This window comes from Pseudomonas sp. XP1 (genome assembly GCF_053557675.1).
This window is the reverse complement of sequence record NZ_JBNRIJ010000025.1, coordinates 44,684-57,672: the sequence shown is the minus strand read 5'-3', so window position 1 is coordinate 57,672 and position 12,989 is coordinate 44,684. Positions and strand designations below refer to the sequence as shown.

Below are 12,989 nucleotides of genomic sequence, written 5' to 3'. Positions count from 1 at the left end.
CAGCCAGGCGCAGGGTCAATCGCGCTGGGCGGTATTGCGCTCCAGCGGCGGCGTCAGGTGCAGCACACGGTTGCGCCCGCCTTCGGCCAGCAGGTAGCCGCCCTTGCCATCGGCGACGATCGACTGCGGCGCCTTGAGGAACGACAGCACGGTCTGCCGCGCGCCATCGGCGCCGATGCGCAGCAGCCGGGCACGGTGGGTGTTGTCTTCGCTGATCCACAGGCCGCGCTGGTCACAGAACAGGAACGTCGGGTTGCGCAGGCCATCGACCACCACCGGGTCCCGGCCATCGTCGGACAGGGCACGGACCTTGCCGCTTGCCTTTTCGGTATACAGCAAACGCCCGTCGCTGCAGCGGGTCAGGCCTTCGGTTTCGGTGAGGCCGGAGCGCAGCACATCGAGCTGGCCGCTGCGCCAGTCATAACGCATCAAACGGCCATCGCCCTTGCGGTCCTCGATGGCGTAAAGGTGCTCGCCGTCGTTCCACAGGCCCTGCACGCTCTGGCCGTCGAACAGCCACGTGACCTGGCCATCGCGGGCCAGGCTGACCGGGGCAAACCCGCCTTCCTGACTGAACACCCAGCCTCCCTGCGCAGCCACCATACCGTCGGGCTTGGACAGGTTGTCGATGACCACCACCCGATCGCCCTGGGCGGTGATCCTGAGGATGCTGCCACGGCCGTCGTCCAGTTCGCGGCTGACCAACAGGCTGCCATCGGCTTGCGGCAACAGAGATGCGGCCTTGGTCACGTCGCGGTGCAACACCTCGACGCCCCAGCCAGAGGCAGCCTGCACCGGGTAGAAACTCTGCCAGGCAAAGAAGCCCAGGGTGGTCGTGAGCAGGCCGGCGCTGGCGGCCAGGGCCATGCGAGTGCTGCGCTTGCGCAGGAAGTGCGACATGTAGGGCTCCTCGGAAATGCCGGGGGAGCCTAGCAAGCGAATGTGAAAAAAATGTCGAAATGGACCATTCATAACAAAACAAAAGGATATAAAAATAACAAATCGTTCTAACAAATTGGAATATTGAAATTGAAAGCCAAACGCCACCTCCTTAGTCTGGGCACACCGCTTCCCTTCCAATATCAAGGAGCAATGCCCATGCCCGCCCGCGCCTTCTCCCCCTTGCGCCGCCTGTTGATCGGCGGCTTGCTGGCCAGTGTCGCCAGTACCCTGTTGCCCTGGTCCCAGGCCCTTGCCGACGAGGCCAGGACCCTGCGCATCGGTTATCAGAAGTTCAACAGCATCAACATCCTCAAGGGCAGCGGCGCCCTGGAGAAGGCCCTGGCGCCGCAAGGCGTGAAAGTCAGCTGGCACGAGTTCGCCGCTGGTCCGCAGCTGCTAGAAGCCTTGAGTACCGGCGCGATCGACCTCGGCCATGCCGCCGACGCACCCTCGGTGTTCGCCCAGGCCGCAGGCAAGCCGGTGGTTTACCTGGCCGCCGAGCAACCCTACCCACGCGGCATCGGCCTGGTGGTGCGCGAGCAGGACCACCTGACCACCGTGCAAGACCTCAAGGGCAAGCGCGTGGCCACCGGCCGCGGCTGGAACGCCCAGTACCTGCTGGCCGTTGCCCTGGAACAGGCCGGCCTCAGCTACCAGGACATCACCCCGGCCTACGTCAACAACGCCGCCGATGCCGTGGCAGCCCTGCAATCGGGCAGCGTCCAGGCCGTGACCCTTTGGGACCCGTTCCTTGCCGCGGCAGAGAGCCAGCCGGGCCTGAAGAACCTGCGCGACGGCAGCGGTCTGTCCAACAACCGCACCTTCTATCTGTCCACCGCCAGCTTCGCCGACCAGCATCGCGCCTTGCTGAAGACCTTCTTCGTCGAACTGGGCAAAGTCAGCCAGTGGGCCAATGCCAAGCCTGCGGAAGTCGCCGCATTGCTGGCCCCGCAACTGGGGATCAACGCCAACGTGCTGCAAGTGGCCAGCGAGCGGCGCAACTACAATGCCGTGGCCATTACCCCGCAGATCGTTGCCGAGCAACAGAAGCTGGCCGATACCTTCCAGGGCCTGGGCCTGATTCCACGCAAGCTGCAGGTGGCCGACGCGGTCTACCCGGCTTCCGTGCTGCCTTGAGCGGAGCGCGCCCACCATGCCCCGCCCGATCCGCTTCAACGCCTTCAGCATGAATGCCGCCAGCCACCAGTCCCCCGGTCTGTGGCGCCATCCGCGCAACACCAGCGTGGCCTTCAACCACCTGAGCTATTGGACCGACCTGGCCCGACTGCTCGAACGCGGCCTGTTCGACGCCCTGTTCATCGCCGATGTACTGGGCATCTACGACGTTTACCAGGGCGGCCCCGAAGCCGCCCTGCGTGGTGGCGTGCAGGTGCCGGTCAACGACCCGCTGCTGCTGGTGCCGGCCATGGCCGGGGTGACCGAGCACCTGGGCTTCGGCGTCACCTTCTCGCTCACCTACGAACACCCCTATCCCTTCGCCCGGCGCATGTCCACGCTCGACCACCTGAGCAATGGCCGGGTCGGCTGGAACATCGTCACCGGCTACCTCGACAGCGCCGCGCGCAACCTGGGCCTGGCGCGCCAACTGGGCCACGACCAGCGCTATGACCTGGCCGAGGAATACCTGCAGGTGCTGTACAAGCTATGGGAAAAAAGCTGGGACGACGATGCGGTGGTGCTGGAGCGTGACAGCGGGCGCTACATCGAACCCGCCAAGGTGCACCCTATCAGCCATGTGGGCGAGCACTTCCAGGTGCCAGGCATGCACCTGTGCCAACCTTCGCCCCAACGCACGCCGGTGCTGTTCCAGGCCGGTGCTTCGGCGCGCGGCCAGCAGTTCGCGGCGCGGCACGCCGAATGCGTGTTCATCAGCGGGCCGACGCCCACGGTCCTGCGCCGCTACGCCGACGGCATCCGCCAGGCCAGCGAGGTCGCCGGGCGTGGCCGTGAAGAAGTGCTGATCTATGCCCAGGCGCTGTTGATCGTTGCCCCCACCCGGGAGGAGGCCGAGGCACGCTTTGCCGAATACCGCCGTTATGTCGACCTGGACGCCGCCCTGGCGCTGTTGTCAGGCTGGACCGGCATCGACTTTGCCGGCCTCGACCCCGATGCGCCCATCGAATACGTCGAAAACGATGCCGGCCGCGCAGCCCTGGCCGCCTTCACCGCCGCCGACCCGAACCGCAGCTGGACCGTGCGCGAGGCTGCCGAGTTCGTTGGCCTGGGCGGCCGTGGCCCGGTACTGGTGGGTACTGCCAGCGAAGTCGCCGACCAACTGGAAAGCTGGCTGGACCAGACCGGCATCGATGGCTTCAACCTGACCTACGCAGTGCAACCGGACGACCTGGCCCACGTGGTCGAGCTGCTGGTGCCCGAGCTGCAACGCCGTGGGTGCTACCCGTTGAGCTATGCCGAAGGCACCTTGCGTCACAAGCTGTTCGGCCAGGGCGACCGCTTGCCGGAAGGGCACGCTGGCCGGCAGGTTCGCATTCAGCCGACAAATACCGGGTATTCCAACATTTAATTTGTGGATGGCACACACTCGACCCTATTCTGTCGCCACATCCCCTGCGCCGCACCGGCCGGTGCGGTTCACGGCATGGGGAGAGAACAACAAGTCGAGATCGTCCATGTCGAACCATTCGTACTTCGCCCCCCACGGTGGGCACCCGGCTCAGACCGAGCTGCTGACTGACCGTGCCATGTTCACCGAAGCCTATGCCGTCATCCCCAAGGGCGTGATGCGTGACATCGTCACCAGCCACCTGCCGTTCTGGGACAAGATGCGCATGTGGGTCATCGCCCGCCCGCTGACCGGTTTTGCCGAAACCTTCTCCCAGTACATCGTCGAAGTGGCCCCGGAAGGCGGCAGCGAGCGCCCTGAGCTGGACCCGAACGCCGAAGCCGTGGTGTTCATCGTCGAAGGCGAACTGGACATCACCGTCGAAGGCAAGCACCACACCCTGGTACCGGGCGGCTACGCCTTCCTGGCCCCGGGCGCCGAGTGGAGCCTGCGCAACAACAGCAAGTCCAACGTCACCTTCCACTGGCTGCGCAAGCACTACCAGAAGGTCGAAGGCCTGGACGTTCCCGAGTCGTTCGTCACCCACCGTGACAACGCCACCGTCATCGAAATGCCGGGCACCGAAGGCCGCTGGGTCACCACCCGCTTCGTCGACATGGCCGACATGCGCCACGACATGCACGTGAACATCGTCACCTTCCAGCCGGGCGGCGTGATCCCGTTCGCCGAGACCCACGTGATGGAACACGGCCTGTACGTGCTGGAAGGCAAGGCGGTGTACCGCCTGAACCAGGACTGGGTCGAAGTGGAAGCCGGCGACTTCATGTGGCTGCGCGCCTTCTGCCCGCAAGCCTGCTACGCCGGCGGCCCAGGCAAGTTCAGCTACCTGCTGTACAAGGACGTGAACCGTCATGTGCACCTGACGCTGAACCCCAAGCGTTAAGCCCAGGCTGATGCCCGCAAGCCCGCCAACCTGGCGGGCTTTCTGTTTGCCGCGCATACTGAAACACCCACCCCCGCGCGGTACCAGCCATGAACCGCTGCCTGCTGCTCGCCGCCCTGCTGCTCTGCCCCCCCACCCCAGCCGCCGATGACTGGAACCTGGCCTACGACCGCGAAGGCATCCGCGTTTACCTGAGCGCCACCCCCGACTCGCCCTACCAGCAATTCCGTGGTGTCAGCACCATGAAAGCCAGCGTTCGCACGCTCACCGACCTGCAGGAGAACCTTCGGGTAGCCTGCAAGTGGCTGTATGCCTGCGCCGAAATGCGCCTGCTGGATGTGCAGGGCGAAAACACCTGGGTGTACCTGACCACCAACCTGCCGTGGCCGACCATGCCGCGGGACATCGTGCTGAAGGTCACCACCGAACGCCTGGACGACGGCACGCTGCTGCGCCACCTCAGCGCCGAGCCAGGCAGGATACCCAAGGTAAAGGGGCTGATCCGCGTGCAGCACCTCAGCGGTGAGTGGCGGATGAAACCGCTGGGTGAGCGCGAGACCGAGGTGATCTACCAACTGCAGGCCGACCCGGCGGGCGATGTGCCGGGGTGGCTGGCCAACCGATTTGTGGTGGATGCGCCAGTGGTGACGTTGCGGACATTGCGGGCGGTGGCCGAGCGCCAGCCTTGAAATGCACGTACGGCTCTATCGCCGACAAGCCAGGCCCCCATTCCGATCGCGCCGTTCTCAAGGCCAAGAACTGATTTGCAGGTGGTCCGCGTACCCTGTGGGAGCCGGCTTGCCGGCGATGGGCCGCAAAGCGGCCCCAAACCATGTCAGATCCCGCCACCCGCAAGCAGTTGCGTCATCACCTCGGCCAACGCCTTGACCATCATATCTGCCGTCGGCCGGTGGACGATGACGATTTCGTAGCTGTCGACCTCCGGCAACCCTTGCCCTGCCCCCAGCACCCGGTGCTCGCCAGTCGCCGCCCGTGGCGGCAGCAGGCTGATACCCATGCCATCGGCGACCGCGGCCTGGATGCCGCTGAGGCTGGAGCTGGTGAAACTGATTCGCCAACGCCGGCCCATGCCTTCGATGGCGGTGATCATGTCGTCGCGGTACAGGCCGCGGGGCGGGAAGGTAACCAGCGGGATCGGGTCCAGCTCGAAGGCGGGCGCGCGCGCGCTGTCGATCCACTGCAGGCGTTCGGGCCAGCAGGCCACGCCTTCGCGGCTGTTGCGCCGCTGCTTGAGCAATACCAGGTCGAGTTCACCGTTGTCGTAGGCCTGGCTGAGGTCGCGGCACAGGCCGCTGGTCACTTCCAGCTTCACCTGCGGGTGCAGCCGGCTGAACGCCGACAGTGCATTGGTGGTACGCCCACCCACGAAGTCCTCAGGCACGCCAAGGCGCACGGTCACGCCGACCATTGCCCCGGCCAAGGCTTCGAGCATCTGGTCGTTGAGGGCCAGCATGTGCCGGGCATAGCCGAGCAGGGTCTGCCCGGCGTCGGTCGGCAGCACGTCGCGATTGCCACGCACCAGCAGGCGGTGGCCAACCATTTCCTCCAGGCGGCGCACCTTCTGGCTGATGGTCGATTGGGTGGAGTGCAGGCGGGCAGCAGCCGTGGTGAAGCTGCCGCAATCGGCCACCACGACAATGGCACGCAGGAGGTCGAGGTCGAACAGGGCCCTATTCGATTTCACGCTGATGGACATCTTGATATTCAACTTCTGAATGGCAAGACTGACTTCTATCACGCCACCTGCTGCACCGCAACGCGGGCCGCTAGTCGCCGACAGCCACGCCCTCGCGCCGAGGGTCGGCACCACCCGACCAACCCTCGCCACTGCGCTGGATGATCTGCGTGCCACTGGTCATGGTCATCGGCGTCACCTCATGCCCCCAGGCTGCCAACTGGCGGATCAGTGCCGGGCTGGCCAACCCCGCCTCTACTTCGGTGCCGGCATTGCGGCTGCCGAAGTTGGGCAGGCCGGCGGCCTGCTGCGGGTCGAGCTGCCAATCCAGCAGGCCGATCAGCGCCTTGTTCACGTAGCCGATGATCTGCGAGCCACCGGGCGAGCCCAGGCTGGCCACCAGCTCGCCAGAGGCTTGCGAGAACACCAGGGTCGGCGCCATGGCGGACAGCGGCCGCTTCCCTGGTTGCACCCGATTGGCCACGGGCTTGCCTTGTTCCCGAGGGATGAACGAGAAGTCGGTCAGGTGGTTGTTGAGCAAGAAACCCTTGACCATAAGGTGCGAGCCGAACGCTGCTTCCACCGACGTGGTCATGGCCAGGGCCTGGCCGCGGTCGTCCACCGCGCTGAGGTGCGAGGTGGAAATGCGCAGCGGCGAGCGGTCAGGCGCCAGGGCCAGGTCGGCCCCCTGCGGCTGACCGGGGCGGGCGCGCTTCATGCTGTACTCGCCGACCTGCGCGGCGCGGCTGGCCAGGTATGCGGGGTCGGTCAGGGCCTTGAGCGGCACCGGCACGTAATCGCTGTCGGCCAGGTACTGGGCGCGGTCGGCATAGGCCAGGCGCTCGGCCTCGGCAACCAGGTGCACGGCCAGGGGCGGGGCTTCCAACCCGGCAACGGACGAAGTGCGCAACGGCCGCATGGCGGCAAGGTCGCGCTGTGGCGACGCCCGCTGCAGTGCTTCGAGGATACCCAGGGTCTGTAGCACCGTCACCCCACCCGACGACGGCGGTGGCATGCCACAGATGCGCCAGGCCTTGTAGGGGCCGCACAGCGGCTCGCGCATCCTGGCCCGGTATTGCTGCATATCCTGCAACGACAGGTAGCCGGCATTGGCATGGCTGCGCACCTTGGCGACGATGGCTTCGGCGATCTTGCCGCTGTAGAACACCTCGGGGCCCTGCTCGGCAATCTGCTCGAAGGTTTGCGCAAGCTCGGGGTTGCGCAAGGTAGTCCCCACCGCCAGCGGCTTGCCGTGCTCATTCAGGAAGTAACGGGCCATGGCTGGTGAATGGGGAATGAACGGGTCGCCCGCCACCAGCGTGTGAAGGCGCTCGGAAACCGCAAAACCGTTACGGGCCAGTGCAATGGCCGGGGCGAACAGGTCGCGCCAAGGCAGCTTGCCGTGCTGCTCATGGGCCAGCTTCAGGGCATGCAGAACCCCCGGTACGCCCACCGAACGCCCGCCGATCTGCGCCGCCCTGAACGGCATCGGTGAACCATCGGCTTGCAGGAACAGGTTTTCCGTGACCGCCGCCGGGGCTGCCTCGCGACCATCGAACGCCTGTACGCGCTGGCCATCCCAGTAGAGGATGAACGCCCCGCCACCAATGCCGCTGGATTGCGGTTCGACCAGGGTCAGCACCATCTGCATGGCGATGGCCGCGTCGATGGCGCTGCCACCGGCACGCAGCATCGCACGCCCCGCCTCGCTGGCCAGCGGGTTGGCGGCGGCGGCCATGTGCCGGCTGGCATGCACCGGCTGCAGGCCGGTGCGGTAGCCGGAGGCCAGTTCCGGTGGTGCGGGCAGCACCTGGTCGGCACAGGCCCAGCCACTGGCAGCTACCAGGCACAAGGCGCCCATCAGGGGGGAGGAGAATGTCATCGTTGTGCTTCCTGCCGTTACCTATTCAGCAAGGCACTGTCGGTGATGCGCAAACTTGACTTCAAGCCCTGTCGTATTTTTTTTCAAAGTGGCACGGGCTTCGCGCGTATCGCACGCAAGCCAGCTACACCTCGACTGCATCGACCTCAAGCATTGCGCAGTACCTGTGGGAGCTGGCTTGCCGGCGATGAGGCCAGGACAGGCAGCACACGGCCTCAGGCCACTTCTTCGAACGGCAGCCCTACATAGTTCTCGGCAATGTTCACCAGCCCCGCCGGCGAGGTCAGGAAATATTCGCGGTCGGCCTCTTGCATCTTCTGGTCCCAGGCGTCCTTGTGGCTGCCGAAGTCATGCAGCAGCTGGGTCATGAACCAGCTGAATCGCTCGCCTTTCCACACCCGGCGCAGGGCCAGCGGCGAATACTGCTGCAGCAGGTCGGTGCGCCCTTCGCGATACACCTTGACCAGGATGCGGTACAGGTAGTTGACGTCCGATGCGGCCAGGTTCAGGCCCTTGGCGCCGGTCGGCGGGACGATATGCGCAGCATCCCCGACCAGGAACAGGTGGCCATACTGCATCGGCTCGACCACCAGGCTGCGCAGCGGGGCGATGCTCTTTTCCAGGGCCGGGCCGGTGACCAGGCGCGCAGCCACGTCTTCGGGCAAGCGTGCCTTCAACTCCTCCCAGAAGCGCTCGTCGGACCACGCCTCTACCTGCTCTTCCAACGGAACCTGCAGGTAGTAGCGGCTACGGGTGTGCGAACGCTGGCTGCACAACACGAAACCGCGTTCGTGGTGGGCGTAGATCAGTTCGTGGTTGACCGGTGGCGTGTCTGACAGCATGCCCAGCCAGCCAAACGGGTAGACCCGCTCGTACTGCTTGAGGATGCCCTCGGGGATGCTCTGCCGCGAGACACCGTGAAAACCGTCACAGCCGGCAATGTAGTCGCAGTCCACCCGGTGCACCTGGCCGTCTTTTTCATAAGTCAGGTAGGGCCGTTCGCCCTTGAGTTCGTGCGGCTGGACATTGCTTGCCGAATAGATGATCGGCGCGCCGCTGGCTTCACGTGCCTGCATCAGGTCACGGGTGACTTCGGTCTGGCCGTATACCATCACTGTCTTGCCACCGGTCAGCGCCTTGAGGTCCAGGCGTTGGCGGCGCCCGCCGACCAGCAGTTCGACCCCCTCGTGTACCAGGCCTTCACGGTCCATGCGCTCGGCCACACCGGCTTCACGCAGCAGGTCGACCGTGCCTTGCTCCAGCACCCCGGCACGGATGCGGCCAAGCACGTATTCGGGCGTCTGGCGTTCGACGATGAGCGTATCGATACCGGCCTTGTGCAGCAGTTGGCCCAGCAGCAGGCCAGATGGACCTGCACCAATAATTGCAACCTGAGTTTTCATTGTTGTTGTCTCTGTACGGACGACGCCGGCCCTGGACTGGCAGTGGAGCGGCATCTGCTGTTAGGGTTTGCCCTTGCATTTTTACTGGCAAAAACAGCCATTGAAGTGTGCTATTCCATGCATAACCTGCACTTTTACAAAAAACGTTCGATTAACGGACAGGCCAGCACGCATGAAATCCACCCTCCCCGGCGTCCCCTTGTTCAAGCTGTATGGCGAAAACCAGGCCTGGCCCGGCACCGACCTGCTGCACTGCGAGTCGATCCCGGCGCGTAGCCGTTTGCACCATTGGGAAATCAAGCCGCACCAGCACGCCGAGCTGTTCCAGTTGCTGTATGTGCAACGCGGCCGAGCCGAGGTGGAGGTCGAGGGGGTGCGCAGCATCATCAGCGAAGCGGCAATCCAGGTAGTGCCGCCGATGACCGTGCACGGCTTTCGCTTCAGCGCCGATATCCAGGGGCATGTGCTGACCTTTGGCACGGCACTGGTGGCCGACCTGGAGCAGCGCCTGGGCGCGCCGCTGGCGGTGCTGGCGAAGGCGGCGTGTTACCCGCTTGGTCGGGACCGGGTGCGCTTGCGCAGCCTGATCGAAACCCTGCAGCAGGAATACCAGGGCAATGCCCCGGCGCGGGCGGCACTGCTCGAGGCGCTGGTCACGGCGCTGATGGTGTGGATCAGCCGCCGCCAGCAGCTGGGTCAGGCACCGCGCAACCGCGATGAACGTGACCGCCAGTTGCTGGGGCAGTACCTGCGCCTGGTCGAGGCGCATTACCGTGAGCACCTGTCGGTGGAGGACTTTGCCGCGCGGCTGAATATTCCGAGTTTGCAGTTGAACCAGCTGTGCCGGGCGCTGAGTGGGCAGACCGCGCTGCAGGTGGTGCACCAGCGCTTGCTGCTGGAGGCGCGGCGCAACCTGATCTATACGCGGATGAGCATCGGGCAGTTGTCGGATAGCCTGGGGTTTACCGACCCCACCTATTTTGCCAGGTGGTTCAAGCGGTTGAGTGGGCAGACACCGAATGGGTATCGCAGGTCGGGTTTGTCTGAGTAATTTTTTCGCCCGTGCTGGACTCTTCGCGGGCTTGCCCGCTCCCACAGTGACTGCGCAGCCCTCAAGACCTGTGCACTTCCTGTGGGAGCGGGTTTACCCGCGAAGAGGCCGGCACAGGCAGCACCCATCTCGCGCCCCTGCTTGACGTATACGTCAACCTACCCTCAGGATACCCGCATACCCCACGCCGAGCCCCAGCATGAGCACCCAGACCTACAGCATTTCCGACCTGTCCCGCGAACTGGACATCACCACCCGCGCCATCCGCTTCTATGAGGAACAGGGCCTGCTGAGCCCCGAGCGCCGCGGCCTGGAGCGTATCTATTCGGCGCGTGACAAGGTCAGCCTGAAGCTCATCCTGCGCGGCAAGCGCATCGGCTTTTCGCTGGCCGAATGCCGTGAGCTGATCGAGCTGTACGACCCCTCCAGCGGCAACCTCAAGCAGCTCAACAGCATGCTGGCGAAAATCGCCGAGCGCCGCGCCCAGCTGGAACAGCAGATGCTCGACATCCACCAGATGCAGCTGGAGCTGGACACCGCCCAGGAGCGCTGCGAACAAGCCCTGGCCGCCACCCTGAACAACAAAGACAACCGCTGAACGCCACAGGAAACCCGCCATGCCTTTGCCCAAACACGTCCGCCTGGTCGAAGTAGGCCCCCGCGACGGCCTGCAGAACGAAGCCCAGCCCATCAGCGTCGCCGACAAGGTGCGCCTGGTGGACGATCTCACCGAAGCGGGCCTGGCCTATATCGAAGTGGGCAGTTTCGTCTCGCCCAAGTGGGTGCCGCAGATGGCCGGCTCCGCCGAAGTGTTCGCCGGCATCCACCAGCGCCCGGGGGTCACCTATGCAGCGCTGGCCCCCAACTTGCGCGGTTTCGAGGACGCCCTGGCCGCCGGCGTGAAGGAGGTGGCGGTGTTCGCGGCCGCTTCCGAAGCCTTCTCGCAACGCAACATCAACTGCTCGATCAGCGACAGCCTCAAGCGCTTCGAGCCGATCATGGAAGCCGCGCGCAACCACGGTGTGCGCGTGCGCGGCTATGTGTCGTGCGTGCTCGGCTGCCCCTATGAAGGCAAGGTCAGCGCCGAGCAGGTCGCCCCGGTGGCCCGTGCCCTGCACGACATGGGCTGCTACGAGGTATCGCTGGGCGACACCATCGGCACCGGTACCGCCGGCGAAACCCGACGCCTGTTCGAGGTGGTCGCGGCACAGGTACCGCGCGAGCAACTGGCCGGTCACTTTCACGATACCTATGGCCAGGCCCTGGCCAATGTGTATGCCAGCCTGCTCGAAGGCATCAGCGTGTTCGACAGTTCGGTGGCCGGGTTGGGCGGCTGCCCCTATGCCAAAGGTGCTACCGGCAATATCGCCAGTGAAGACGTGGTGTACCTGCTGCAGGGGCTGGGCATTGAAACCGGCATTGACCTTGAGCGGCTGATCACCGCCGGCCGCCGCATCAGCAGCGTGCTGGGCCGCGACAACGGGTCGCGGGTAGCGCGGGCGCGTAGCGCGCAATAAGTCATACGGGTGTCACATTGGTGTGGGTGAGTGTTACCGCCCCCACGTTTTGCAGCAAAAAATCGGGTAACAGGGAAACAAATCGGCAGAATTTCAGGCCGGTCGATTTCGACAAAAATCGCCAAACGCTTGATTTAAAAGGGTTTTAAAAAGTTGGCACGCACCCTGCTATATCTCTGGTACAACAACAAAAAGAATGTGACACCCAATAAAAACAACAGGTAACGGCTCTGACATAACAAGAACAACACGGCAGAGGCGTAGCAAGCAGATTTTTTTGGAGTCGACACGCTTTTCAGGGGTACGCCCCGCGGTCTGGCACAGAACAATAAAACTACCTTCAGGTAGCGGCAGCCAGGTTCGGATCAGCAATGATGAAGGCAGGTCAGCGCTCAAAAAAATACGTTTGCTCTTGACCCCGCATGGGGGTCGCCCGCAACAACAGGACAGGCTGACAAAAACAACAAAAGGCCGGTCCCAATAATAAAAAAAGAGCAGGCAACAACGCTTTGGGGGGAGCTTCGGCTCCCCTCAGTGCTTCCTGCCCTCTTCCTCCTCCTGCTTTCCCTCATCCTGCCCCTCGAGCTTGTCCACCAGCAACGGCATCGTGCCCAGCACCAGCAGGGCCAGTATCGTGCTGATCAACGCCGTGGCTTCGCGGCCCATGCCGGCTGCCGTACCGATGGCGGCGGTCATCCACAACCCGGCGGCAGTGGTCAGGCCCTTCACATGGCTGGCGTCCTGGCCGTTGCCCTTGAGAATGGTGCCCGCACCCAGAAAACCGATACCGGCGACAATGCCCTGGATCACCCGGCTCAGGGCCTGCTCATCGGCCCCGGCCATGCTCGGTGCCAGCACGAACAGCGCGGCGCCCAGCGAAACCAGCATATGCGTACGCACCCCGGCGGCCTTGCCCTTGTGCTCACGCTCGAAGCCCAGCACGGCGCCGAGCAGGGCTGCCATCAGCAGGCGTACGAGGATTCGCGTGACCTCGCGCTGGTCGGTGATAT

The 12,989-nt window shown here is 64.6% G+C and carries 12 protein-coding genes; 7 read left to right on the top strand and 5 right to left on the bottom strand.

Features of this window, described 5'->3' with window-relative positions; translation table 11 throughout:
* Positions 1 to 15: 15 nt before the first annotated feature.
* Positions 16 to 900 carry a hypothetical protein gene (locus ACK1U9_RS19220; RefSeq protein ID WP_153670843.1) on the bottom strand — a complete coding sequence of 295 codons (885 nt, stop codon included), beginning with the start codon at positions 898 to 900 and terminating at the stop codon, positions 16 to 18.
* A 198-nt stretch (positions 901 to 1,098) separates the two neighbouring features.
* On the opposite strand from ACK1U9_RS19220, the gene ACK1U9_RS19215 reads away from it, so the two are divergent.
* From ACK1U9_RS19215 to ACK1U9_RS19200, 4 genes are all read left to right on the top strand, one after another.
* The gene (locus ACK1U9_RS19215) at positions 1,099 to 2,079 is read left to right on the top strand and encodes an aliphatic sulfonate ABC transporter substrate-binding protein (RefSeq protein WP_153670842.1); all 981 of its coding nucleotides are present in this window, start codon (positions 1,099 to 1,101) and stop codon (positions 2,077 to 2,079) included.
* A gap of 16 nt (positions 2,080 to 2,095) precedes the next feature.
* Entirely contained in the window at positions 2,096 to 3,487 is a 1,392-nt protein-coding gene (locus tag ACK1U9_RS19210; RefSeq protein WP_153670841.1) for an LLM class flavin-dependent oxidoreductase, read from the top strand.
* Positions 3,488 to 3,593: 106 nt separating this feature from the next.
* Positions 3,594 to 4,430 (top strand): bifunctional allantoicase/(S)-ureidoglycine aminohydrolase, encoded by an 837-nt coding sequence (locus ACK1U9_RS19205; protein WP_013972924.1) that lies wholly within the window; start codon positions 3,594 to 3,596, stop codon positions 4,428 to 4,430.
* A gap of 89 nt (positions 4,431 to 4,519) precedes the next feature.
* Entirely contained in the window at positions 4,520 to 5,119 is a 600-nt protein-coding gene (locus ACK1U9_RS19200; protein ID WP_046615376.1) for an START domain-containing protein, read from the top strand.
* 146 nt (positions 5,120 to 5,265) lie between these two features.
* Here the strand turns inward: ACK1U9_RS19200 and ACK1U9_RS19195 are convergent, their stop codons facing one another.
* The 3 genes from ACK1U9_RS19195 to pobA all read right to left on the bottom strand — a co-directional run bounded on the left by ACK1U9_RS19195 (position 5,266) and on the right by pobA (position 9,411).
* The gene (locus ACK1U9_RS19195) at positions 5,266 to 6,147 is read right to left on the bottom strand and encodes a LysR substrate-binding domain-containing protein (RefSeq protein ID WP_196188762.1); all 882 of its coding nucleotides are present in this window, start codon (positions 6,145 to 6,147) and stop codon (positions 5,266 to 5,268) included.
* Positions 6,148 to 6,217: 70 nt separating this feature from the next.
* A complete protein-coding gene (gene ggt / locus ACK1U9_RS19190; protein WP_153670839.1) occupies positions 6,218 to 8,008 on the bottom strand; it encodes a gamma-glutamyltransferase in 1,791 nt (596 codons plus the stop codon).
* A gap of 215 nt (positions 8,009 to 8,223) precedes the next feature.
* On the bottom strand, positions 8,224 to 9,411 hold the full coding sequence (gene pobA, locus ACK1U9_RS19185) for a 4-hydroxybenzoate 3-monooxygenase (RefSeq protein ID WP_046615379.1): 1,188 nt from the start codon (positions 9,409 to 9,411) through the stop codon (positions 8,224 to 8,226).
* A gap of 172 nt (positions 9,412 to 9,583) precedes the next feature.
* On the opposite strand from pobA, the gene ACK1U9_RS19180 reads away from it, so the two are divergent.
* The 3 genes from ACK1U9_RS19180 to ACK1U9_RS19170 all read left to right on the top strand — a co-directional run bounded on the left by ACK1U9_RS19180 (position 9,584) and on the right by ACK1U9_RS19170 (position 11,979).
* Entirely contained in the window at positions 9,584 to 10,462 is an 879-nt protein-coding gene (locus ACK1U9_RS19180) for a helix-turn-helix domain-containing protein (protein WP_085602169.1), read from the top strand.
* Positions 10,463 to 10,661: 199 nt separating this feature from the next.
* Positions 10,662 to 11,060 (top strand): MerR family transcriptional regulator, encoded by a 399-nt coding sequence (locus tag ACK1U9_RS19175; RefSeq protein ID WP_013972930.1) that lies wholly within the window; start codon positions 10,662 to 10,664, stop codon positions 11,058 to 11,060.
* Positions 11,061 to 11,079: 19 nt separating this feature from the next.
* The gene (locus ACK1U9_RS19170) at positions 11,080 to 11,979 is read left to right on the top strand and encodes a hydroxymethylglutaryl-CoA lyase (protein ID WP_046615381.1); all 900 of its coding nucleotides are present in this window, start codon (positions 11,080 to 11,082) and stop codon (positions 11,977 to 11,979) included.
* Between the two features lie 531 nt (positions 11,980 to 12,510).
* Here ACK1U9_RS19170 and ACK1U9_RS19165 read toward each other — a convergent pair.
* On the bottom strand, positions 12,511 to 12,987 hold the full coding sequence (locus ACK1U9_RS19165; RefSeq protein ID WP_449110101.1) for an MgtC/SapB family protein: 477 nt from the start codon (positions 12,985 to 12,987) through the stop codon (positions 12,511 to 12,513).
* Positions 12,988 to 12,989: the final 2 nt, after the last annotated feature.

Excerpts from the sequence above, each read along its gene's own strand:
- ACK1U9_RS19220 (WP_153670843.1), bottom strand. The coding sequence starts at position 900 with ATGTCGCACTTCCTGCGCAAGCGCAGCACTCGCATGGCCCTGGCCGCC.
- ACK1U9_RS19215 (WP_153670842.1), top strand. The coding sequence starts at position 1,099 with ATGCCCGCCCGCGCCTTCTCCCCCTTGCGCCGCCTGTTGATCGGCGGC.
- ACK1U9_RS19210 (WP_153670841.1), top strand. The coding sequence starts at position 2,096 with ATGCCCCGCCCGATCCGCTTCAACGCCTTCAGCATGAATGCCGCCAGC.
- ACK1U9_RS19205 (WP_013972924.1), top strand. The coding sequence starts at position 3,594 with ATGTCGAACCATTCGTACTTCGCCCCCCACGGTGGGCACCCGGCTCAG.
- ACK1U9_RS19200 (WP_046615376.1), top strand. The coding sequence starts at position 4,520 with ATGAACCGCTGCCTGCTGCTCGCCGCCCTGCTGCTCTGCCCCCCCACC.
- ACK1U9_RS19195 (WP_196188762.1), bottom strand. The coding sequence starts at position 6,147 with ATGTCCATCAGCGTGAAATCGAATAGGGCCCTGTTCGACCTCGACCTC.
- ggt (WP_153670839.1), bottom strand. The coding sequence starts at position 8,008 with ATGACATTCTCCTCCCCCCTGATGGGCGCCTTGTGCCTGGTAGCTGCC.
- pobA (WP_046615379.1), bottom strand. The coding sequence starts at position 9,411 with ATGAAAACTCAGGTTGCAATTATTGGTGCAGGTCCATCTGGCCTGCTG.
- ACK1U9_RS19180 (WP_085602169.1), top strand. The coding sequence starts at position 9,584 with ATGAAATCCACCCTCCCCGGCGTCCCCTTGTTCAAGCTGTATGGCGAA.
- ACK1U9_RS19175 (WP_013972930.1), top strand. The coding sequence starts at position 10,662 with ATGAGCACCCAGACCTACAGCATTTCCGACCTGTCCCGCGAACTGGAC.
- ACK1U9_RS19170 (WP_046615381.1), top strand. The coding sequence starts at position 11,080 with ATGCCTTTGCCCAAACACGTCCGCCTGGTCGAAGTAGGCCCCCGCGAC.